Here is a 21,350-nt window from a genome sequence, read left to right as displayed (position 1 = left end):
TACCTACGTATGCGCCGCTTTCCCTGTGGGTACGGCACCGCCGCACCGGCCGCCGCGGTGGCCAAAGGTATTGGGGAACGGTCCGGTTGACACCTGCCAAAGGGGGATCTCTTCGACCTGTTCCGCATAAGTCTCATACCGTCAAAATCACACGTTCCCATCCAGTTGGGCTTTCAGAGCAGGAGTTGGTCGAGGACGGCTGAGGCGAGTGCCGCGTCGAGTGCTCCGACGCCGGTGAGGTCGGCGACCGTGATCGCGGTGTCGGGCCGGTCGACGGGTGTTTTGAGCAGCAGGCCGGCCGCGATGTCCCCGTCCGGGGCGGTGGCACCGGCGCGGACGGCGTGGCCGAAGTCGCCGTGGTCGAGGCACTGGGCATGGTCGTCGGTGGCGATGAGCTCAGCGCGGTGGAAGAGCGCTGGCGGGAGCTCGTTCTTGTGCGGCATGTCCGTACCGATGCCGGTCACGTGTGCTCCCTCGCGTACCTGGGCGGCATCCAGGACGGGGACTGTCGCCGGAGTCGTGGTGATGACCATGTCGGCGGTGACCGCTTGTTGTGCCGAAGCCGGCCGGGCAGGCAGGCCGCGCGCTTTGAGGTCGTTGCACAGGGCGGCGGCTTTGTGCGGGTTGCGGCCGTGGACGAGCACCGCGCTGACCGGGCGGAGTTCGGCCAGCCAGATCGCCTGGAGGCGGGCCTGTTCGCCGGTGCCGAAGACGGCCAGGGTGACGGCGTCGGGCCGGGCCATGGCATGGGTGATGAGCGCGCCCGCGGCGGCGGTACGCCAGGCGGTCAGCAGACCGCGGTCGTCCAGGAGCGCGCGTACCTGTCCGGTGCGGGCGCTGACGACGCAGACCAGTCCGTGGTTGGCCGGAAGGCCGAGGGCGGGGTTGCGGTAGAAGCCGGTGGCGATCTTGACGGTGAAGTCGGTGGCGCCGGTGATCCAGCCGGCTTTGACGTGGCAGTCCCCGTCGGTTTCGGGGAAGTCCATGTGCAGCGGCGGCGGCACGCTGGTGCGGCCCTCGGCGTGCGCGACCAGCGCGTCGCGGACGGTGTCGAGGACCAGTCGTAAGGTGGCGGTCTTCTTGACGGCGGCCGTGCCGAAGACGGGGAGGGTCATCGGCGTGCTCGCATCCACTCGGCGAAGGCGGCCAGGCCTGCTTCCGGGTTGCGGCGGCCGATGCCGATGCGGAACCGGTCGGCGGGGGTGGCGGTGAGTTCGGAGCGGTAGATACTCGCGGGCAGCAGCAGGACACCGGCTTCCTCCACCAGGCGGGTGCAGAACTCCGTTACCCCGTCGGCGCCGAGGTAGCGGGGGTAGGCGACGCATCCGCCGTCCGGCGCCTGCCACTCGAAGTCGTCCGCGAACTCGGCGAAGAACGCCTCGAAGGCCGGCAGGTTGGCCGTGATCAGGGCCCCGTTGCGGGCCAGGATCGTCTCGCGGGCCTTCAGTGCGATGCGAGCCAGGACCTCGCTGGGCGCGGAGTTGCAGATGGTGGTGTAGTGCTTGGCCCGCTCCAGGCGCGAGCGCAGGGTGCGGTCACGGCAGGTGATCCAGCCGATGCGCAGCCCGGGCAGCCCCAACGACTTCGAGGTCACGTTCAATGACAGTGCGCGCTCGGACAGGTCTGCGGCCTGCGGCAGGGTGCGGGCGGGGTCGCGTTCGAGTCCGCGGTAGACCTCGTCGCTGAACAGGTAGATGCCGCGCTCGTCGCACAGGGCCGCGAGGGCGGTGAAGTCGGCGGTGTCGATGACCTTGCCGGTGGGGTTGTTGGGGAAGTTCACCGACACGACCCGGGTGTTGGGCCGGATGGCCGCCGCCACCATGTCGAGGTCCAGGGCCCAGTCCCGGTCCGGATCGAGGGCCACGCCGGTGACCTCGCACAGCGCCAGAGGCACGGTCTCGGCGGCCTGGTAGTTCGGGGTCACCACCACCGCGTGGTCGCCCGCGTCGAGCAGGACGTTCATCGCCAGGTAGAGGGCTTCCTCTGCACCCGCGAAGCAGATGACGTCGTCCGCGTCGGCGTGCTCGTAGCCCTGGGCGATCACCTCGCGCAGGGCCGGGTCGCCGAAGGTCTCGGTGTAGCCCAGGGACAGGTTCTCGAAGGCCTCGCGATCCTTGTCCTCGGCCAGGGCGAGCAGTTCGCTGAGTGTCATGGTCTGGACGTCGGAGGCGGTCAGGTGGTGGCGGGCGGTGAATTCCCAGCGGGAGAAGTACGTTTCCAGGCGGAAGTCGGGCAGCCGGGTCATGGTTGTCGGTCCTTTGCGCTGGGTGCTCTGAGTTCGGCCAGCAGGCCGTAGACGGTGGACCGGGACACCCGCAGCGCCCCGGCGACGGCAGGGGTGGCGCGGCGCACCGCGAACACCCGGGCCTCGTCGAGGCGGCCGAGGACGGCCAGGCGGTCCTGGCGGGTCATGCGCTCGACGGGGCGGCCCGTTTCGCGGACGTAGGTGCCGATCACATGCTGGATGCGCTCGGACCAGTCCTGCTCGAACAGCGGCTCGGGGCTCTGCGCGGTCGGCGCGCCGAAGGCCGACAGGACCGCCGCGGCCTGTTCCAGCGGGGTGCGGTCGAGATTGATGCACAGCACCGCAGACGGCTCGTCCCGCGCATCCCGCAGGACCGCGCTGACCGATGACAGACGGCGGCCGTCCGCGAGCAGCTTCTCGTACGGCCCGTACACGTCCCGCGCCGACGGGTCGAGCTCGTCCAGTTCGCCGAGCAGCGAAGGATCCCCCGGGCGGCGGGAAGTCATCGGGTTCCAGATCTCCAGGACTCGGTCGGTCTCGGGATCGTGCAGAACGACCTCGGCGTACGGGCCAAGCAACAGCGCGACGGCCCGGCACACCGGCGCCCACATCCGCACACGAGGGTCCCGGCCCTCTTCCACGTTCTCCACAATTGGACAGTACATCCAGGTCAGACAAAAAGTCCACACCAGTCCACCGGGATCCTCTCGCGGTAATTCCGGCATCTAACTCGGCTGAAGAGCACCACCGAAGAAGCCACGCAGCGGACGACGACGCCGTCGCGGCGGTACACCGGTTCGCCCACGTGGCGGCGGACCTGCGAATGGGCGCGGTCATCCAGCACGACCACCGGGCCAACCCCGCCTTGGAGCTGTCCGCTCAGAAGATCTCCACGGTTCGAGGGGATTGGCACTTGAGCAGCGATCGAACCTGCTCCGCGGAAAGCAACCCAACAGGTCCCCTTCGATACCGATCCAGCCCTGGACACCGCCGAGATACTCACAACGCCAGCCAGCTCAGCGGTTGTTGCGGCACACCGCCTTAAGCCAAGAAGGCTTGCAGGGTTCTTGATCACGGCGCGAGGGCCGGTCTGCCGCCGCAGCGAATGCCCATCTCTCTGCGGACAATGGCGCCCCCGTCGGCTGGGCCCCAGCTCGCTCGCCGCCGACGGGTACGGTGAGCCTCTTGCGCACCGTTCAAGTAGTGGCGCGTCACGGGCGGTTCAGGTGAGCGCGAAGGTGTCTTGGGCCGCAGCCGGCAAGGTACTGCCCTGCTTCAACTGGGGTCAGCCAAGCGGGAGCGTCTGGCTCCGGCCGGGCCGCAGCCAGAGGTTCCGGACGAATACTGGGAAGCAAGCCAAATAGGGGGTGCATCTTCGGATGACGGTATCGGTGCTCAGACAAATCCTCGACGCGCTGGGACCGGCGCCGCTGCACCTTCTGACTGCGCAGGACGGAGCCGATGTACCGGTGTCCGGCGCGCTGATCCACGAACCGCGTGCGCCGCTGCCACCGATGCGAAACGCCATGCTCTTCGCTGTGGGCGTGCGGCCGACGAGCCTCGAAGCTGGCGAGTTGCTCGGGCAAGCGGCGCTGGCAGGTTACACATGTTTGGTCATCAAGCGCTATGGCGAGTCAGCCGACCAGCTGGTGGCCACCGCATCGGAGACAGGGATCTCGCTTCTGGCAGCGGACGAGGACATCGCCTGGCACCATCTTGATGCCCTGGTCTCCTCCGTTCTGGCGGAAACCGGGCGCACCGTTCTTGGGGCTGGTGCGCCAGCCGTCGGGGACCTGTTCGCCCTGGCCAACGCGATCGCGGCCATGGTTGGCGGCGCGACGACCATAGAAGACCCGCGCCAGCGAATCCTGGCGTACTCCACTCTGCCCGACCAGCCGATCGATGAAGACCGACGACAGGGCATTCTCGGCCTGCAGGTACCCGAACTCCCGGCGAACGGTGCACTATACCGCGAGGTGCACGGCACCACGTTGGTTCAGAGGTTCACCGACCCGAGTGGCCTGCCTCGCCTGGCCGTCAGTGTGCACGCCGGGAGCGAACTGCTCGGGTCGATCTGGGTGGTCGACGCCGGCACTCTCGACCACGATGCCGTGCAAGCGCTCTCGCAGGCCGCGGCGACTGCCGCGTTGCACCTGCTGGCGGCGCGTACAGCCGCTGATGTCGCCCGCCGCCAGCGCGCCGATGTGCTCCGACGGCTGCTGGCCGACCCGGCTGCCGTCAACATCGTGGCGCCGCAGCTCAGCCTGAACCCGGACGTCTCCGTGGCCGTGGCCGCCTTCGTCGTGGTGCCCCGCGACGGCGATGGCATCGCCACCGCGCAGGCGGCCACGCGGCTGGCGGACCTCGTCAGCGTGTACGTCGAGGCGCATTACGGGCGGCACGGGTGCGCGCTGATCGAAGGCACCGTCTACGCGCTGTTGCCAACGGGGCCTGCCGGGCAGTCGTACCACGACTTCGTGGCCAACATCGCCCGGCGGGCGATGTCGGCCCTTCGCATTCCCATCCATGCCGCACTCGGTTCCCACGTCGCCGGGCTGCACCTTGCGGCCCGCTCACGCCAGGATGCCGATGTGGTGCTAAAGGTCCTCGCCGAGCGGCCGGCCGAGCCTGACATGCCCTCCGTCGCCACGATCGACGAGGTCCGGGCGAGCGCGACCCTTCTGGAGCTGACCGAGGACCTCGCCGGCAATCCCCGGATGATGCAAGGGCTGGGACCTGCCATTCGTGTCTACGACCGCGAGCACGCTACGGCCTACGCCAGAACGCTGCTCACGTACCTGGACGCCAACAGCGACATCGCCGCCGCCTCCCGCCGGCTCAACGTGCATCCGAACACATGCCGATACCGGATCACGCGCGCCGAGGAAATCTTCCGATTCAGCCTTGCCGACCAGGATGAGCGCCTCCTGCTCTGGATCCAGCTCCGGGTCAGCGACCGGTTCGCCACACAATGACGCTGTCAAGCCGCACCTGTGGCCGGGAGTTCACGATGGGGGCACCATCCGACGCGGATCAGGTCCCACAGGACGATCACCCGTCGCCGAGCCAGCGCGAGATGAGCCTGGGTGCGCCGCGTACCTTGGCGCGCTTGTAGAAGCGCCGCAGTTGCGGATGCTGATGATCGCGGAGCGTAGAGACGCGTTGCAGGCCGCGGCGGTAGTGCCGGCGGCGGTCGGCGGTGCCGTATCGGCTCATGACGCCGACGGTGGCGGCGAGGAACTCCGCGCCCAGCAGCGGGCCGATGCTGGGCATGCTGGAGATCACTTCGGCGAGTTCCAGCTCGCGAAACCGGGCCGCACTGAGCTTGTCTACCTCTGCGATGTACTCGTTGAGGACCATCACCTCCTTCGCCAGGGTACGGAGCACCTGCGCGGTGATCTTCTCTCTGGTAACGGCGGTGTGCCGGCGCTCGGTCCAGGAGTACACCGACTACCGAGGAGCCCCAGCTTCCCGGGCCACCTGAACAACCGGGACGCCATCAAGGACTTCACTCGCGGCCTGACCACCACACCAACGGTGTCCTTCAAAGCGGAACAGGCTCAGTGGTTCCTGCGGGTGGCTCGGACCACAAGCGTCAACGGTCGGATCAGGTGCTCGGTCACGTTGCCGAGCGCGAGCGTCAGCACCCGCCAGTCTTTTTCCAGGGGCGAAGCCCGGATCAACAGAGGGCGTTGTGCTGACGTCGACGCTCGGCAACCTGGCCGCGACGGCGGGAGGAGCAGCGGCCGGCCTCAGCATTCAGGGGGCCAGGCCCCGGGAACCCACGACGAGTACGCCCAGCCCTTCCCGGCATCTTGGAACCGCTGAGCCGGTCTACATTCAGAGTTCAGATCTCGGACGATCCGTGGGCTTCAGCGGCTCCAACTACTGCCCAGCGAACGGCCAGATCGCGTCCAGCGGCCTACAGAGGCAGCCACTGGGTACTGGTGGTGACTGCCTTCAGTTCCTCGGGGAGGGGCATGACGCCGATACCGGGGCCTGTCGGCACCGGAAGGTGGCCGTCGCCCAGGACGAACGGGGTAGTGATGTCCGTTCGGTAGTAGCGGTCCGAGGCGGATGTGTCGCCGGGCAGTGTGAAGCCGGGCAGTGCTGCCAGCGCAATGTTCGCCGCCCGACCCAGACCGGTCTCCAGCATCCCACCGCACCACACCGGCACGCCGTGAGCGACGCAGACGTCGTGGATGCGGCGGGCCTCGAGGTACCCACCGACGCGTCCGGGCTTGACGTTGACGATCGAACACGCGCCAAGCCTGATCGCGTCAGCAGCTGCGCGGGCCGATGTGATGGACTCGTCCAGGCAGATGGGCGTGCGAACAGCTTTGGTCAGCTCGGCGTGGCCGAGGATGTCTTCTTCGTCGAGCGGCTGCTCGATCAGCAGCAGGTCGAAGGGGTCGAGCCTTGCGAGATGGCGTGCATCGGCGCGTGTGTACGCCGTGTTCGCGTCGACCTGCAGCAGCACGTCGTCGCCGAACCGCTCGCGTACCGCGCGTACCGGTTCGATGTCCCATCCGGGTTCGATCTTCAGCTTGATGCGGACGTATCCCTCATCGAGGTAGCCTCCGACGGCGTCGAGGAGCTCGCCGATGGAGGACATGATGCCGACCGAGACCCCGCAGGGGACACGGTCATGTGCGGCACCCAGCTCCTGCGCCAGCGGCCGGCCCAGGGCGCGCAGTTCGGCGTCGAGCACGCCCATCTCGAGCGCCGCCTTGGCCATCCGGTGTCCCTTAAACCGGGCCAGTGCGGGTGCGACGGCGTTGGCGCTCAGCCGATCGTGCGCCGCGAGGGCGGGAATGAGGAAGCGGCTCAGTACATCCGCCGCGGCGTCGGCGTACTCGGAGGAGTACAGCGGATCGACCGCGGCAACGCATTCTCCCCAGCCCTCCGCCTCGTCGGCAACCACACGCAGGAGCAGGGCTTCGCGCTCCGTCTCGGTGCCGAATGAGGTACGGAACGGTGCCACGAGTGGCAGGCGGATCCGGCGGAGTTCCACTCCGGTCAGTTTCATGCGTGCTGCCCTTCTGTTGTGCCGCGCTTGAGGACGTACCAACCGGATTTGTCGAATCCGGCGATGTGGAGGCCCTCCGCCATCGCCGCCGTGAGCACCTCACGTACCGCGGTGCGCCACGCCCGGCCGCGTTCGGGCTCTGCCGCACGCAGCGACGCGATGTCCGGCGGCACGGCCATCAGCAGCGTGTCGCCATCCGGCACGCCGGGCACCGGCGACCCGTCGTCGGAGCAGGCGAGTGCCACCACGGCTCCGCGTCGCTGCTCGGACTCCGCGTCGCACGGCCGGACTGTTCCGGCGCAGGCGGCCGCCACTTCGGGCGTGCGCAAAGACCACCGGACGAACAGCCGGTCGGTGTCGTCGTCTCCGTTGATGCCGTCGTGCACGCCGCCGTAGAAGTTGGTCAGGTACTCCGGGGCCCCGGCGGCGAGTTTGGCCAGATTGAAGTACGCGTTACGGCTGACGAGTGGGTCGAAGGTCCACGCGATCTCCGAGACGCCACGCGTCATCGCCCAGGCGCGCTGGTGCAGCTTGAGGGCGAAGCCGACGCTCCGGCCGTGTGCCGCCGCGGACACCCCGGCGATGTGGCTGTGCATCGCCTCCTCCGCAGGTGGGCGGAAGAAGCCGACACACGCGCCCACCAGCTGGGGGCCGTCGAACGCGCCGGTGACGTAGTTCCCAGCCTTGGCCAGGGCTCGCAGGAGTTCGGACGTCACTGGCGGGCTCGACGGGTCGGGGCGCCAGATCGTGTCGTAAAGCCTGTGCACCGCTTCGAGTTCACCGAGTTCGACGACCTCCCGGACGTGAACGCCCGCTGCGCGCGCGGCCAGGTCTGCGGCGTTCACCGCGGCATCAGCGCCCGGATCCGCACCGGCGCGGAGACTGTACGAATCCACCACCCGCTCCATTCTCATTCTCGTGACCTCGTCCGGGAACGTCGTGATCGGCCCGCTGGGGAGGGACCGGCCGACACCTCGTCGAGCAACCCCGCGACGAGCGCAGCGACCAGGGCGGCACATGCGGGTAACTCGGCAACCAGCACATGCTCGTCGTCGGCGTGGGCGCCGCCGCCCACCGCGCCGAGCCCGTCCAGCGTGGGTGTGCCAACGCCGGCGGTGAAGTTGCCGTCCGAGCCGCCACCCACCGCGGCACGGATTGGTGGCGGCAGTCCGAGGTCGGCGGCCACGGCCACGGCGCGCGCGTACAGGGCTGCTGACGCCTCCGCGGCCAGCGGCGGACAGTTCGGGCCGCCCGTGATCTCCACGCGCGCACCGTCCAGCGTCGGCTGCAGGGCGCGCATCGCGGCGTCGATCCGGTGCTGCTCGGCTACGTCGCGGACCCTCACGTCGACCGTGAACTCTCCGGCGGCCGGCACGGTGTTCGACGTGAGACCCGCCGACATCAGCGTCGGTGTGACCGTCGTGCCCCGGTCCGGGGCGGCGAGCGCGGTCACTGCCAGCACCTGATGAGCTGTCTCGACGGTGGCGTTGACACCGCGCTCGGGTTCCAGACCGGCGTGGGCGGCCCGGCCCGAGACGGCCACCTCGTACTGCGAGACGCCCTTGCGCTCGGTCTTGAGCGCGCCGCCGTCGGCTGCCGCTTCAAGCACCAGAGCCGCGGCCAGGCCGGTGGCCTCGGTCTCGATGAGCGTCCGCGAACTGGGCGCGCCGATCTCCTCGTCGGCGGTGATCAGAATCGTCACGCCCGAGGGGTCGGGAAGGCGGGCCGCGGCGTGCATCGCCAACACCAGGCCCGCCTTCATGTCGAAGCAGCCCGGGCCGCTCAGCACGCCGTCGTCGACCTCGAACGGATGCGTCGTCAGCGTCCCGATCGGCCATACGGTGTCGTGGTGCCCGAGCAGTAGCACGCGGGGCGGCCCGTCGCCAAGACGCCAGCGCAGGTGCGTACGCCCGTCCAGGACGATGCGTTCCGGGGCCACTCCGAGCCGCCGTACGCCGATCCGTGCCACCGTGTCCGCGCTTCTGGCGAGCGCGGCCAGGTCGCTGGACGGCGACTCGCATGTCACGAGCGCCTCGATGTCGGCGAGCATCTCCGGCAGCGCGGCGGTCATGTCGGCGTAGAAATTAGTGAGGTCCATGTCAGTCCGCCTTCGGGGTAGCGCGCGAGGCGACGTGCAGATACCGCTCGCCGGTCGGCAGGGCGTAGAAGGTCACCGGAACCCAGGACTGCTCCTCGGGCTCGTGGACGACGAACAGGTTCTCCTCGACCGGCACCATCGCCTGCTCGGTCTGCGGACCGGGCGTCAGCTCGGCCAGCGGGCCGGTGACCGTCGTCCGCAGGATCGGACCATCGTCCCCGTCGAACACCTCCATCCGGACGCCCGCCCGCTCGTACGTACCCAGATGGGGTCGTACGTCCTGCGGCACGGGCAGGGCCGGTGGGCCGAGCGGTGGCGGCATCGCGACGTCGGCAAGCTCGGCAAAGATCTCGCCGAACAGGTCCTCGTACAGCCCCGTCGTGTTGCCGCCGTTGGTGAGCAGAGCGACCGCAAGACGCTCGTCGGGCAGCAGGCGCAGGTAGGCGTCCTGTCCGATCGTCGAGCCGTCGTGCCCGAGGAGCCGGCGACCGTCCCAGCCGATACGGGACCAGCCGAGGCCCCATGAGTCGGCGAGGTCGCAGTGGTCCGGCAGTTCCACCTGGGAATCGGCCATTGCCGCGGCGCTCGCCTCGGCGAGCAGCCGGGTGCCATCGTGCGCCAGCCCGCCGGCGAGGTGCATTCGCGCGAACGTGAGCACGTCGGCGACGGTCGAGCTGATCAGGCCGGCGGGCGCCACCGCTCGTGGCAGTCCCCACACCGGTGCACGCACTGGCTCGGTCGCGCCGTCGGTCACGTGCCCAACGGCGGTGCGGTGCAGCAACGCCTCCTCGGGCAGCGTCACCGTGCGCTCAAGGCCCAGCGGGGTGAAGAGCCGCTTCCATATGGCCTCGTCCCACGTGTCGCCGGTCAGCTTCTCGATCACCCGGCCGGCCAGCGAGAAACCGGCGTTGCAGTAGGACCAGGTCGCGGCCAGCGGATGATTCTGCTCCACGTCGGCCAGCAGTGCCACGTACTTCTCCAGGCAGTCGTCTCCTCGTCCCGTGTCGGTGAAGACGTCGCCGTCGATGCCGCTCGTGTGCGTGAGCAGTTGCCGCGTGGTCACGCGCTTGGCGACATCCGGCTCGGAAAGCCGCAGTTCGGGCAGGACTTCGGCGATCGGGGTGTCGAGGTGCAGCAGACCCTCGTCGACGAGCTGCATGACGACCGTCGCCGTCCAGACCTTGGTGATCGAGCCGATCTGGAATACGGAGTCGGTCGTCGTCTCGACACCGGTGTCCTTGTTGAGCACGCCGTACGCGGCTTCGACGAGCTCGTCCTCCCTGCCGGAACCCATCCGCAGGATGCCGAGCGTGGCTCCGGGTACGTGGTGGTGCTCGGCCAGCGTGGTCAGCCGGCGCTGCCAGTGCGCGGCGTCGAGGCGGGGCCGTACAGGTCCGGAGCTACTCCCGGCGTACTGCTCGACCCAGTCCACGATGCGACGGTTGAAGTCGATCCGCTGCGACGGCGGCCCGTCGAGGACGAACAGGTGCGATGCCTCCGGGTAGAGCACGAGCCGGGTGGGTACGCCGCGCCCCCGCAGCGCCGTGTGCCACTGCTGGGCCTGGCCGACCGGGCAGCCCAGGTCTGCCGCGCCGTGCAGGATCAGGGTCGGCGTCCTGACCTGGTCGACCCGGGTCAGCGGTGACATCGCCGCGTAGCGGTCCGGGGCGGTCCACGGAAGGGCGCCGAGTTCGGACAGGCCGAACAGGTGGGCGTCATCGGCGGTGCCGGCCAGGCTGACGAGGTCGCTGATCACTCCGCCCGTCACCGCGGCCGCGAACCGGTCGTCCCGGCTGGTGAGGTAGCAGGTCAGATATCCGCCGTAGCTGTAGCCGGAGACGGCCAGCCTGGCAGGGTCCGCGATCCCCGCTGCCACGAGATCGTCGATGGGTTCCAGGAGGTCCTTCGCATCGGCCTCGCCCCAGGCACCGAGCGCGGCATTCCAGTACTGCTCGCCGTACCCGTCGCTGCCACGCGGGTTCAGCAGCAGAACGGCCCAGCCGCGCGCCACGAGTTCCTGGTGGTAGAGCTCCACCTCGTTGGCGGCACCGTTCCATGCGTTGTGCGGTCCGCCATGGATGTCCAGGAGCAGGGGGCGTGGTCCTTCCGCGGCCGGATCGTGGATGAGCCAGCCGTGGACGACCGTGCCGTCGGAGACGGTGAACTCCCGTTCCTCGCGCGGGAACAGTTCGATGTCCGCCAGGCCCGCTCCGTGTTCGGTCCGGACTGTTTCCGCGCCCGTCGCGAGGTCCACGGTGACGATCTCGCCGAGCGAGGTCGGCGTGCCGAGCACGATGACGGCCGTGTCACCCGCCACCGACAGGCCGTGGACGTTCCGCCCGGTGCCCGCGACGAGTGGGCGGGGTGTGCCACCGTCGGCGGACACCGCGTACAGGTGGGTACAGCCACGATCGCGGACGCAGAACAGGATCGTGCGACCGCCGTCGCCGAACTGCGGCAGGGCCCCGGGGTAGCTCGGGGCACCTGGCATCACGTTGCGGTCCAGCGCGGCGGCCGGCTCGACCGGTGTACCGCCGTCGAGCGGAACGCGCAGGAGGCGGGCGTGGCCTGCCGGTTCGCCGACCGTCCCCACGACGAGGAGTGCCGTACCGTCCGGCGTCCACAGGACGGGACCGGCGAACCCGTCGGACAGCCCGGCCGGCTCCGGCCTCGCCGGCTCGCCGGTCACGTCGAGGACGTACACGGGCATGCGGGCCCGCAGATCCGCGTCCGGAGCCGTCGCCGCGGCGAACGCCAGCCGTGTCGAGTCCGGTGACCAGGCAGGATAGTTGGCATGCCAGTCCCCCTCGGTCACCTGGCGGCACCGCCCGGTGGCCAGGTCGAGGACGTGCAGGTGACGGCGCACGACGCCCAGCAGACCCGCGCCGTCCTCCTGATAGGTGAGCCGGTCTGCGACGAGCGGCGCGCTCGCACGGGCCGCGGGCGACATGCCGTCCGAGTCGGCCGCGAGCGGATCCACCGCTGCCATGAAGGCGATCTTCGAGCCGTCCGGGCTCCACACGGGCGCACCGGCCCCGAGTGGCAGTGTGGTCAGTTGCTCGGCCTCCCCGCCGTCGGCGGGGAGCAGCCATATCTGCGGTGCCTCGTCCCGCGTGCGCAGGAAGGCGATGCGTCCGCCGTCCGGTGACCATGCGGGTGAGGTGTCGGCCGTGCCGTGGGTCAGTTGCCGCGGCCGGCCGGTGCGGGTGCCGACGCGCCAGATGGCGCGCACGTTCCGGTCGGCTTCCGCATCGCAGGTGCGCAGCACGTAGAGGCACTCGTTGCCGTCCGGCGACAGTGCCGGCTGCTCCGGAACGGCGAACGTGGTCAGGTCGTCGATGCGCTGGCGGCGTGGCGCGCGCAAGGGCTTGGTCAGTGTCATGGGCTTCTTCTCGGTCGGAGGGTATGCCGGGGATCTTCGAGATCAGCAGTTGTTCCTACGGCGTGAGGGCCTCAGGGCTGTCCCGTAATCCCTGGCGGGCGTGCGACGACGGCTACGGCACCTCGCCGCGTTGTCGGAACGCCCGAATACATCCAGTACTCGGACAGCCCTTAGGCGAGATGGCAGGCGACCTCGTGGGCCGGGTCTGTCGCGTCCAGCGGGAATCGCAGGTGTGGATCGGCCGTCGTGCACTGCGCTTCGGCGACGGGGCAGCGGGTGCGGAACCGGCAGCCGGACGGCACGTTGGCCGGGTCGGGGGCCTCGCCGGTCAGAATCTGTGGCGTCCCGGCCTTGCGGGGGTCCCGGTCGGGAACCACCGACAGCAGGGCCCGGGTGTAAGGGTGGCGCGGGGCGCGGACCACCGTCTGCGCCGGCCCCTGCTCGACGATGCGGCCCAGGTACATGACCGCGATGCGGTCCGCGAAGTGGGCTGCGGTGGAGAGGTCGTGAGTGATCATCAGGATTCCCATCCCGGGGTCGCGGCGCAGCGCGTCGAGGAGGGCGAGCACTCCGGCACGGACCGAGACGTCGAGCATGGACACCGGTTCGTCGGCGAGCAGCAGATCAGGGCCGAGGACCAGTGCCGCGGCGATCGCCACCCGCTGACGCTGCCCGCCGGACAGCTCGTGCGGGTAGCGGTCGAGGAAGGCCCCCGCCGGCGCGAGGCCCGCCCTTTCCAGGGCCTCGGCGGCAAGCCTGGCCCGGTCGCTCCGAGAACCGCCGATACCGTGGATGAGCATCGGTTCCACCAGCGTCCGACTGACCTGGAACCGTGGATCCAGTGATTCATAGGGATCCTGATAGATCATCTGCATCCGTCTGCGCAGGGGGCGCAGCCTGCGTTCGGACAGGCCGACGATCTCGGCCCCATCCAGCTGAATCGAGCCGGAGGACGGCGTGACCATGCCGCTGATCGTCTGGACAGTCGTGGTCTTCCCGCAGCCGGACTCGCCCACCAGGGCGATCATCTCGCCGCGGGCCAGGCTGAGGCTGACTCCGTCGACTGCATGCACCCAGCGCCTTGTTTGGCGTGCCAGTACTTGGGTCAGTCCACGACGCACCGGGTAGCGTGCCGCCAGTCCCTCCACTTCCAGCAGTGATTCCGCCGCTGGTGCCGCCGCGTGTGGCGTGCTCATTTCGCCCCCTGGAGTTCGTTGCGGTGACAAGCGGCACGGTGGTCCGGGCCGGTGATGCTCAGCGTTGGGTGCTCGCCGCCGCACCGCTCCATCGGCACGTCGCACCGTGGCCGGAACGGGCAGCCGGCGATGACGGAGTCCAGCCGAGGTGGCCCCCCGGGGATCGTGGTGGTCCTCTCCTCCCCGTAGAGGTCGGGTGTGGCGGCGAACAGCAGCCGGGTGTAGGGATGACGGGCGGCATGGTAGAGATCGGCGACCGGCCCGTCCTCCACGATCTCGCCGCCGTACATGACGGCGGCCCGCTCACAGGTCTGGGCGACCACCGGCAGATCGTGCGTCACCAGAATCAGCGCGAGGCCCAGCTCGTCGGAAAGACGGGTCAGCAGTTCCAGCACCTGCGCCTGGACCATCACGTCCAGCGCGGTGGTCGGCTCGTCGGCGAGCAGGATCTTCGGCTCACAGGCGAGAGCCATCGCGATCGCCGCACGTTGGCGCATGCCGCCGGAGAACTCGTGCGGATAGCGTTTCCCGGCCGCTGCGGGGATTCCGACCAGCTCCAGTAGTTCACTGGCACGGCTGCGGGCCTCTGCCCGGTCCGCGACGCCGTGGTAGATCATCGGTTCGGCGATTTGCCAGGCGACGGTCTTCATCGGGTTGAAGGCGTTCATCGCGCCCTGGAACACCATGGCGATGTCCCGCCAGCGGAACGGGCGGACCGATTCCTCGCCGCCGCACAGAATGTCGGTGCCGTTGATACGGACCTCGCCCGCCACCGAGGCCGTCGGCGGCAACAGTCCCATCAGCGCCAGGATCGTCGTGGTCTTGCCGCACCCGGACTCACCCACGAGGCCGAACCGTTGCCCCGCGTCCAGGTCGAAGCTCACCCCGTTGACGGCGTGTACCTGGCCGCCGTGCGGCTGGTCGAACCAGACATGCAGGTCCCTGCACTCCAGAAGGCTCATATCGCGTCCTCGCCTCTTCCGATCAGCGGGCGCAGCCGCCAGCGGCGTACTGAGAGATGGGCAACCTTCAACCGGGGATTGAGGGTGTCTTCGATGGCCTGGCCGAGCAGGAAGCAGCCGACGATCACCGCGGCGATCACGAATCCGTCCGGGACGATCGCCCACCAGGCGCCGGAACTGATCGCGGTGCGCTGGAACGCGTTGTTCAGGATGGTCCCCCAGGTCGTCACGCCGGGATCCTCCAGGCCCAGGAACGCCAGTGCTGTCTCCAGGTAGATCGCCACGGCCACGGTCAGCACGGTGTTTGCGACCAGGAGCGGGCCGACCTGCGGCAGGATGTGCCGTCCGATGATGCGGGCGTTGCCGGCGCCCAGTCCGCGCGTGCGTTTGATGTAGACATGCTCGCGAATCGACATGACCTGGGCTCGGATGATCCGGGCCGTGGAGGTCCACTCGAGGATGCCGATCACCATGATCACGTGGAGCAGACTCGCCCCCCACACTTCGGCGATCACCATGGCGAGCACCAGGTCGGGAATGACCAGCAGATAGTCCGTGATCCGCATCAGCGAGGTATCGACCCAGCCGCCGAAGTAACCGGACAGGATCCCGAATCCGCCACCGATCACCATGGAGATCAGGGTGGCGGCGAAGCCGACCAGCAGCGAGACACGCCCGCCCTGTATGAGTTCCGACAACATGTCGATGCCACCGTCGTCACAACCGAGCCAGTGCTGCGCCGACGGCGGGGCGTAGACCGCGCAGGTCTGTGCTGTCGCGCTGTACGGCGATATGTAGGGCCCGATCACGGACAGAACAACGAAGAACACGATGACGGCAAGGCCCGCGACCGCGGCCTTGTGCTCACGCAACGCGGTGCGAAGGAAACCGCACCGGTGTGGACCGACGACCTCCGCGCTGGGTGACGCTTTGCTGATCTGCACACTCATCGCTGGATCCTTGGGTCGAGTCGGGCATAGACCAGGTCGGCGAGGAAGTTCAGCAGGATCACCGAGACGGTCAGGATCAGGAATCCGCCTTGCAGCATGGGGTAGTCCCGCTGGCTGATCGCGGTGTACATGGCCAGGCCGATACCGGGCCAGCTGAAGAGCACCTCGATCAGCACGGCGCCGCCGACTATGTATCCGAGGTCCAGAGCGATCAGCGTGACCATCGGCAGCATCGCGTTGCGCACCGCATGCCTCCAGATGATGCGCCGGGCCGGCAGGCCCTTGGCCCGCGCGGTCAGGACGTAGTCCTCTCCGAGGATCTCCAGCATCGACGAGCGCACGACCAGCGTGTAGCCGCCGTAGGCGGTCAGCATCAGTGTGACGACCGGCAGGATCGCGTGTGTACCGATGTCACCCAGGTGTTGCCAGAACGGCGCGGGCTCGAAGAGGAATTCGTTCATCATCCCGCCCGACGGGAGGACCCCGGCGAACAGGATCAGGAGCACCAGACCGAGCCACTGGCTGGGCAGCGCGTACGCGAAGATCGCCAGGTTCGTGCTCAGGTGATCGGCTACTGACGCGCGCCGCCAGGCAGAAATGACTCCCGAGAGGACGCCCGCGACGATCGCGGCAACGGTACCGGCCAGCACCATCGGCACCGTGTTCATCAGGTCCGCGAACAGCAACTCGCGCACCGGCTGCCGATGGGCGAACGAAATACCCATGTCCCCGTGGCAGAGGTTGCGCAAATAGATCAGGTACTGCTCCCATTTCGACTTGTCCAGCCCGAACTCCGCGGTCAGCGCGTGCTTGAGCTGGGGGCTGGCGTGCGGCACCCGGGCCATGTTCGTCACCGCGTCACCCGGCAGCACGCGAAAGAGGAAGAAATTGGTCGTAACCGCCACAAAGATCGTGGTCAGCGCGAACGCCGCTCGCTTCAACAGATGTTCCGTGCGGTTCACGAGCCTCCCCCTTCAGCCGGGGAGTGGGCGGGCCGACTCCGCATTTCGTGGCTCATCGCTCACCCGACCCGGTGGACGGTCTGGAACGGGATCTTCGAGGTTGCCGAGAACGAACCGCCCTCGATCATTGGCAGGTCGGTCCAGGACGGGGAGTGCGCCTCGATCGAATCCGGATAGTCCAGCACCAGGTACAAATGCTCCCGGACGGCGGCCTGTTGCATCTGATGGACGATCCGCTGCCGGACCGCCGGGTTCATCGCCGTGGCCTGCTTCGCGTACAGCCCGTCCCAGGACTTGGCGCAGTACCCGGTGTCGTTGAGGCTGTACCGGGACCGGCAGGTCAGATAGGAGAGCATCCCGTCCGGGTCGGTCGTGAGCGAGAAGCCCCACATCGCGGCCTCGAAACTCTGGTACTTCTTGGCGAAGAGAGCCTCGTTGGCAGCCGAGGCATCCATGTGCTTCGGGACGAGCTGGACGCCGATCTTCTTGAAGCCGGCCTGAATGATCTGGAACGAGCGGGCCCCGTACCCGTTGGTGATGCTGGAGGGCATGATCACGGTGTACGACATCGGGTGGCCGTTCGCGATCCGGATCTTGTTGGGCCCCATGCGGTAACCGGCTTCGTCCAGGAAACGGTTCGCCGCGGCCGGGTCGTACGGGGTCGGCTTGATCGTCGGGTCACTCCAGTGCCCGGTCGACGGCGGGATGATCGACGCACCGGGCCGGCCGAAGCCGAGCAGTGCCGTCTTGACGATCGCGTTCCTGTCGATCGCTCGGTCGAAAGCCTCCCTGACCAGCGGGTTGACCAGCTCACGATGGTCGGCTGCCTGCTTCGGGTTCGCGTTGACGATGAGGTCGTCGAACGCCGCTCCGGCAGCTGACGCCACGACGAGGCCCGCCTCTTTCAGCGCGGCCACCGAAGTCGGCGCCACCGACTGCACCCCGTCGAGCCGGCCGCTTTTCAGTGCGGTGATCATCGCGTCGTCGGTGTCGAAGAATTGCAGGCCGAGTCCGTCGATGTGCGGCGCGGGGCCGTAGTACCGCGGGTTGCGCTTCAGCAGTGCGATGCGGCCCTGGGCGTACTTGACCAGGGTGAACGGGCCGCCGGAAACGACCGGTGCCGGATTGGTGAAGGTGAGCAGGCCCTTGCCGTTGCCGACCGCGTATCTCGCCCATATATGCTCGGGCAGGATTTGTATGCCCGACATCTGAGCGAGGACGTTGGCGACCGGCCGGGAGTACTTCAGCACCAGGGTGTTGGGATCGGGCGCGGTGGCGCTCTTCATATAGGCGACGTAGCCGGCCAGGCTGCCCGTGGGCCCTTCCTGGTGCTTGATGACCGTTTCGAAGGTCCAGGCCGCGTCCGCGGCTGTCAGTGGTTCGCCGTCGGACCATTTCGAGCCGGGCTTGGTGTGGAAAGTCCAGGTCTTTCCGTCCGGCGACATCTGCCAGTTGCCGGCGAAGTCCGGCACGGTCTTCAGCGCGGGGTCGACCTGGACCAGGGACGGATAGATGTTCTCGAAGACCGAGTACGACGACGAGTTCACGGCCACGAACGGGTTCATCGAGTCGATCGGCTCGGTGCCGCCGAGCCGGAAGACGTTCCGGGTGGCGGCACTGTCGCAGGCGGCACTGAAGCAGAGAGCCACCACGACGGCGACAGCAACGCCACTTCGCCGCAAGCGGCTCGGTCCACGTGACCGGGCAGGGCAAGGAGCGAGGATGCGTCTGAGTCTCATGGGGACATCACCTCGGGTACGGGGTGGGAGTGGAGATCCTGTGGCCCTGCGGGGAGGGGAACGCGACCGCTGCGGTGATCGGTGCTCGGCAATCCGGTGACGCTCGTTGCGTCGGAGGGGTCGTCCGGTTCCGTCCTCAGGGGGTGAACGACCTGTAGAGAGCGCACCCGGAGTGTGTGGCGCGGGTCGCGGTGCCGCCGATCACGGTGTCGAACCGCAGACGCTCTGGTGACCGTTCGTCCGCGCCGATCCGGAAGCTGCCGTCCGGCAGATGGGTGAGCACCTGCTCGTCACCGTCGCCCAGCAAGGCCCACAGCCTGCCGTCGCGCGCGATGACGCGCAGGTCGGTCAGCCAGGGGTTGTGACAGCGGTAGTGGCCGACGAACGGCGCCCACGCCGGAGGCGGGGGATCGGCGCGGGGAGGCTCCTCGTCGTGCGGCAGAACGGTGAGTTCGGGGACCGGCGCTCCCGCAGCTTCGGCGCGTGCGGCGGCGAGAGCGTGCAGGGCTGCTTCCTGCCAGGGCCCGGGCCCGTTGGCAAGAACGACGGCTCCGATCCCCGAGTCGAGGTCGCAGGCGACTGCCGAGTAGTAGCCGATCATGCCGCCGGAATGCCAGACATGATGGCGCCCGTCGATCTCGCCCGTCCTGATGCCCAGGCCGTAGGAGGAGCCGGAGTGGTCGTCGTCGAGGGCGATTGCGGGGAGGAACATCTCCTCTCGACCGTGGTCCGGCAGCAGGCGGCCGGTGCCCGTCCCGAGCAGCAGTCTCAGCCAAGCCGTCATGTCCAGCGCAGTGGCGGCGATGCTGCCGTCCGCGGTGGCGGTTTCGAGCCAGGTCGCGGGTATCAGACCCTCGGTTGCGATCGGGGCACTGCCGCCGGAGCGCGGTTCGTACCCCACCGCCAGCCGGGGCCGCACCCCGTCGGTGATCGCGGGTACCGCGGACGTCATGCCCAGCGGAGCCAGCAGGAGCTCTCGCAGAATCTGGTGGTAGGGCCGCTCGTGGACGGCTTCCAGGACAAGGCCCAGCGCCTTGTAGCCGACGTTGGAGTAGTGAAACCAGGTCCCCGGTGGAGACGTCGCCTCAGTTTCGCGCAGCGACCAGACCTCGAACGCCGCTTCCCCCGAGAAGTCCGAGCCCTCGATGATCCCCGCGGTGTGCGTCATCAGGTGCCGTACGGTGATGGGGGCGAAGCGCGAGCGCACCCGGAACCACGGCAGGTACCGGGCCACCGGTTGATCGAGGTCGATCAGCCCCGCGTCCTGGGCTTGCAGCAGCAGCGCGCAGGTGAATCCTTTCGAGACCGAGCCGATCTCGAAGAGCGTGTCGGCGGTGACCGGCCGCCCGGCGGCGATGTCGGCGAGCCCGTGCACGCTCGACGACATGACGCCGGTGCGGTCGGTCACGGCCATCGACAGCCCGGCGGCAAACGGCGCTTCGCGCAATGCACGCTCGGCGGTCTCGACGGCCTTGAGGGGCGATGGTGCCGGCGGATGGGACATGGACTTCATAGCGAGATCACCCTGTCCAGGTAGTGCGGATCGGGTCCGATGGCCTTGCGGCTGCGTGTTGCCGTGTATGCGGTGCTGATGTCCGGAAGCGGCACCGGCCGCGGGGCGCGGCAGGTGCAGTCGCTGCCACGGGGAAAGTCTGGACCGGTGGGTACGCGTCTTCGTTGGACGCGATTTCAGAAGTTCCTCCGAAGCCTTGTGGAATCGGCCAACAGCAGTGGCTGGTCGTGGCAGCAGCCGGCCCGACGGGCGATCGAACGTGACGACGGAGCTGTGGAGTTGTGGAGGAAGAAGGTGTGGCCGCAGGTAAAAGTACGGCGGCGGCCCGCGGGGCCTGGATCGTCTGTGAGGACGAGGCAAGCCAGTCGCTGAGGCCGCCACGCGCGAGGTCCTGGGGCCAAATCGGCCAGACGCCGGTCGTCCGCGTCCGGGGCAGGGGTTCCGGACGGGTTTCGATGGCGGGAATGGTCTGCTTCCGACGCGGAGACCGGTCGAGGCTGATCTACAGCTTTCGCGTCCACCGGGGCCGCAAGGGCGAGCCCAAGGGATTCACCTGGCAGGACAACCGCGACCTCATCGTGCGGGCGCACAACCAGCTCAAAGGCCCCATCGTCCTGGTCCGGGACAACCTGCGCACCCATCTCATGCCGCAGGCGATCGGCAACCTCGCCGCCGCGAACCTCGACCAGCTCGCCGCCGCCGTGAAGCGCAGCCTCAAGAAGACCCAGTACCGACCGCACCTCATCGACGGCTGCCTCATAGGCACCGGCCTGACCTTGACCAGCTGACACGATCAGGCCGACATCACACATTCAAGTTCAGTAGCGGTCTCTGAACAGCAAAAACACAGTCGGTGCCATTAGAGCGCAGAAGCTATATGCGACAAGCCCTCGCACTCTCAACGAAGTTGACACAACCCCAGGTCAGTCAGCCCGTCACCGGACGAACGGACACCACGACCCGCTCTCACCCGATCTGCAACACCTCAGCTCACACCACACCCAACACCTCAACTCACCTACCCGCCAACAGAACGACCGCCAGGACAAAACGCTCTTTCAGGTCTGCCTCACCGTGATGGCCTGCACCGGGCAGGCGAGTGCGGCTTCCCGGGTCCGTGGGTCTTCCTCCCGTTCGCCGCCGTCCGCCAGCAGCTCGACCACGCCGTCGTCGTCCTGCGTAAAGACGCCGGGAGCGTGCAGCACGCACATGGCCGCCCCAATGCACCGATCGGTGTCGATGTCGATACTCATCCGCTCCCGCCTCTCCTTCCC

Annotated in this window: 18 protein-coding genes; 3 read left to right on the top strand and 15 right to left on the bottom strand. The window is 68.4% G+C overall.

The window, feature by feature from the left end; genetic code table 11:
• Positions 1-173: 173 nt before the first annotated feature.
• Genes OG520_RS39090 through OG520_RS39080 form a run of 3 tightly spaced genes read right to left on the bottom strand, consistent with a single transcriptional unit; the run spans position 174 to position 2,895 of the window.
• A complete protein-coding gene (locus OG520_RS39090) occupies positions 174-1,115 on the bottom strand; it encodes an ornithine cyclodeaminase family protein (protein ID WP_406016315.1) in 942 nt (313 codons plus the stop codon).
• A complete protein-coding gene (locus tag OG520_RS39085) occupies positions 1,112-2,245 on the bottom strand; it encodes an aminotransferase class I/II-fold pyridoxal phosphate-dependent enzyme (RefSeq protein WP_406016314.1) in 1,134 nt (377 codons plus the stop codon). Before OG520_RS39085 ends, OG520_RS39090 begins: the two co-directional genes overlap by 4 nt.
• Positions 2,242-2,895: a transcriptional regulator gene (locus OG520_RS39080; protein ID WP_399335820.1), complete on the bottom strand. Its 654-nt coding sequence runs from the start codon at positions 2,893-2,895 to the stop codon at positions 2,242-2,244. The genes OG520_RS39085 and OG520_RS39080 overlap by 4 nt, the downstream gene beginning before the upstream one ends.
• A gap of 729 nt (positions 2,896-3,624) precedes the next feature.
• Here OG520_RS39080 and OG520_RS39075 point away from each other — a divergent pair.
• A complete protein-coding gene (locus OG520_RS39075; RefSeq protein ID WP_406016313.1) occupies positions 3,625-5,220 on the top strand; it encodes a PucR family transcriptional regulator in 1,596 nt (531 codons plus the stop codon).
• Between the two features lie 76 nt (positions 5,221-5,296).
• On the opposite strand, the gene OG520_RS39070 is transcribed toward OG520_RS39075, so the two are convergent.
• The 11 genes from OG520_RS39070 to OG520_RS39020 form a co-directional block, all read right to left on the bottom strand.
• Positions 5,297-5,692 (bottom strand): hypothetical protein, encoded by a 396-nt coding sequence (locus OG520_RS39070; protein ID WP_406016312.1) that lies wholly within the window; start codon positions 5,690-5,692, stop codon positions 5,297-5,299.
• Positions 5,693-6,167: 475 nt separating this feature from the next.
• Positions 6,168-7,274, bottom strand: a complete 1,107-nt coding sequence (gene menC, locus OG520_RS39065) for an o-succinylbenzoate synthase (RefSeq protein WP_406016311.1) — start codon at positions 7,272-7,274, stop codon at positions 6,168-6,170.
• The gene (locus OG520_RS39060) at positions 7,271-8,170 is read right to left on the bottom strand and encodes a GNAT family N-acetyltransferase (protein ID WP_406016310.1); all 900 of its coding nucleotides are present in this window, start codon (positions 8,168-8,170) and stop codon (positions 7,271-7,273) included. The genes menC and OG520_RS39060 overlap by 4 nt, the downstream gene beginning before the upstream one ends.
• Positions 8,171-8,184: 14 nt before the next feature.
• Positions 8,185-9,372 (bottom strand): M20/M25/M40 family metallo-hydrolase, encoded by a 1,188-nt coding sequence (locus OG520_RS39055; protein WP_406016309.1) that lies wholly within the window; start codon positions 9,370-9,372, stop codon positions 8,185-8,187.
• Position 9,373: 1 nt separating this feature from the next.
• Positions 9,374-12,754, bottom strand: coding sequence for a serine hydrolase (locus OG520_RS39050; RefSeq protein ID WP_406016308.1), 3,381 nt, complete (start codon positions 12,752-12,754; stop codon positions 9,374-9,376).
• 170 nt (positions 12,755-12,924) lie between these two features.
• Entirely contained in the window at positions 12,925-13,827 is a 903-nt protein-coding gene (locus tag OG520_RS39045; protein ID WP_406016307.1) for an ABC transporter ATP-binding protein, read from the bottom strand.
• Between the two features lie 119 nt (positions 13,828-13,946).
• Complete coding sequence (locus OG520_RS39040) at positions 13,947-14,912, bottom strand: ABC transporter ATP-binding protein (protein WP_406016306.1); 966 nt, start codon at positions 14,910-14,912, stop codon at positions 13,947-13,949.
• The gene (locus OG520_RS39035) at positions 14,909-15,862 is read right to left on the bottom strand and encodes an ABC transporter permease (protein WP_406016305.1); all 954 of its coding nucleotides are present in this window, start codon (positions 15,860-15,862) and stop codon (positions 14,909-14,911) included. Before OG520_RS39035 ends, OG520_RS39040 begins: the two co-directional genes overlap by 4 nt.
• A complete protein-coding gene (locus OG520_RS39030; protein ID WP_406016304.1) occupies positions 15,859-16,824 on the bottom strand; it encodes an ABC transporter permease in 966 nt (321 codons plus the stop codon). Before OG520_RS39030 ends, OG520_RS39035 begins: the two co-directional genes overlap by 4 nt.
• A 59-nt stretch (positions 16,825-16,883) precedes the next feature.
• Positions 16,884-18,476: an ABC transporter substrate-binding protein gene (locus OG520_RS39025; RefSeq protein ID WP_406016303.1), complete on the bottom strand. Its 1,593-nt coding sequence runs from the start codon at positions 18,474-18,476 to the stop codon at positions 16,884-16,886.
• Between the two features lie 223 nt (positions 18,477-18,699).
• Positions 18,700-20,076 (bottom strand): serine hydrolase domain-containing protein, encoded by a 1,377-nt coding sequence (locus tag OG520_RS39020; protein ID WP_406016302.1) that lies wholly within the window; start codon positions 20,074-20,076, stop codon positions 18,700-18,702.
• 39 nt (positions 20,077-20,115) lie between these two features.
• Here OG520_RS39020 and OG520_RS39015 point away from each other — a divergent pair, with 39 nt between their 5' ends.
• Both OG520_RS39015 and OG520_RS39010 read left to right on the top strand, forming a co-directional pair.
• Complete coding sequence (locus tag OG520_RS39015; RefSeq protein WP_406016301.1) at positions 20,116-20,448, top strand: winged helix-turn-helix domain-containing protein; 333 nt, start codon at positions 20,116-20,118, stop codon at positions 20,446-20,448.
• 92 nt (positions 20,449-20,540) lie between these two features.
• Positions 20,541-20,864, top strand: a complete 324-nt coding sequence (locus tag OG520_RS39010; RefSeq protein ID WP_406016300.1) for a DDE endonuclease — start codon at positions 20,541-20,543, stop codon at positions 20,862-20,864.
• Between the two features lie 270 nt (positions 20,865-21,134).
• Here OG520_RS39010 and OG520_RS39005 read toward each other — a convergent pair whose 3' ends face one another.
• Positions 21,135-21,329: a ferredoxin gene (locus OG520_RS39005; RefSeq protein ID WP_406016299.1), complete on the bottom strand. Its 195-nt coding sequence runs from the start codon at positions 21,327-21,329 to the stop codon at positions 21,135-21,137.
• Positions 21,330-21,350: the final 21 nt, after the last annotated feature.

Source organism: Streptomyces sp. NBC_00984, from assembly GCF_045162475.1.
In the GTDB taxonomy this organism is placed as follows: Bacteria; Actinomycetota; Actinomycetes; order Streptomycetales; family Streptomycetaceae; genus Streptomyces.
The sequence above is the reverse complement of the archived record's forward strand: the minus strand, read 5'-3'. Positions and strand labels throughout refer to the sequence as shown.

What these genes read in the sequence shown, in the direction of transcription:
- OG520_RS39020 (WP_406016302.1), bottom strand. Translation starts at nt 20,076, where the DNA reads ATGAAGTCCATGTCCCATCCGCCGGCACCATCGCCCCTCAAGGCCGTC.
- OG520_RS39035 (WP_406016305.1), bottom strand. Translation starts at nt 15,862, where the DNA reads ATGAGTGTGCAGATCAGCAAAGCGTCACCCAGCGCGGAGGTCGTCGGT.
- menC (WP_406016311.1), bottom strand. Translation starts at nt 7,274, where the DNA reads ATGAAACTGACCGGAGTGGAACTCCGCCGGATCCGCCTGCCACTCGTG.
- OG520_RS39075 (WP_406016313.1), top strand. Translation starts at nt 3,625, where the DNA reads ATGACGGTATCGGTGCTCAGACAAATCCTCGACGCGCTGGGACCGGCG.
- OG520_RS39015 (WP_406016301.1), top strand. Translation starts at nt 20,116, where the DNA reads ATGGCCTTGCGGCTGCGTGTTGCCGTGTATGCGGTGCTGATGTCCGGA.
- OG520_RS39085 (WP_406016314.1), bottom strand. Translation starts at nt 2,245, where the DNA reads ATGACCCGGCTGCCCGACTTCCGCCTGGAAACGTACTTCTCCCGCTGG.
- OG520_RS39005 (WP_406016299.1), bottom strand. Translation starts at nt 21,329, where the DNA reads ATGAGTATCGACATCGACACCGATCGGTGCATTGGGGCGGCCATGTGC.
- OG520_RS39090 (WP_406016315.1), bottom strand. Translation starts at nt 1,115, where the DNA reads ATGACCCTCCCCGTCTTCGGCACGGCCGCCGTCAAGAAGACCGCCACC.
- OG520_RS39040 (WP_406016306.1), bottom strand. Translation starts at nt 14,912, where the DNA reads ATGAGCCTTCTGGAGTGCAGGGACCTGCATGTCTGGTTCGACCAGCCG.
- OG520_RS39010 (WP_406016300.1), top strand. Translation starts at nt 20,541, where the DNA reads ATGGTCTGCTTCCGACGCGGAGACCGGTCGAGGCTGATCTACAGCTTT.
- OG520_RS39050 (WP_406016308.1), bottom strand. Translation starts at nt 12,754, where the DNA reads ATGACACTGACCAAGCCCTTGCGCGCGCCACGCCGCCAGCGCATCGAC.
- OG520_RS39055 (WP_406016309.1), bottom strand. Translation starts at nt 9,372, where the DNA reads ATGGACCTCACTAATTTCTACGCCGACATGACCGCCGCGCTGCCGGAG.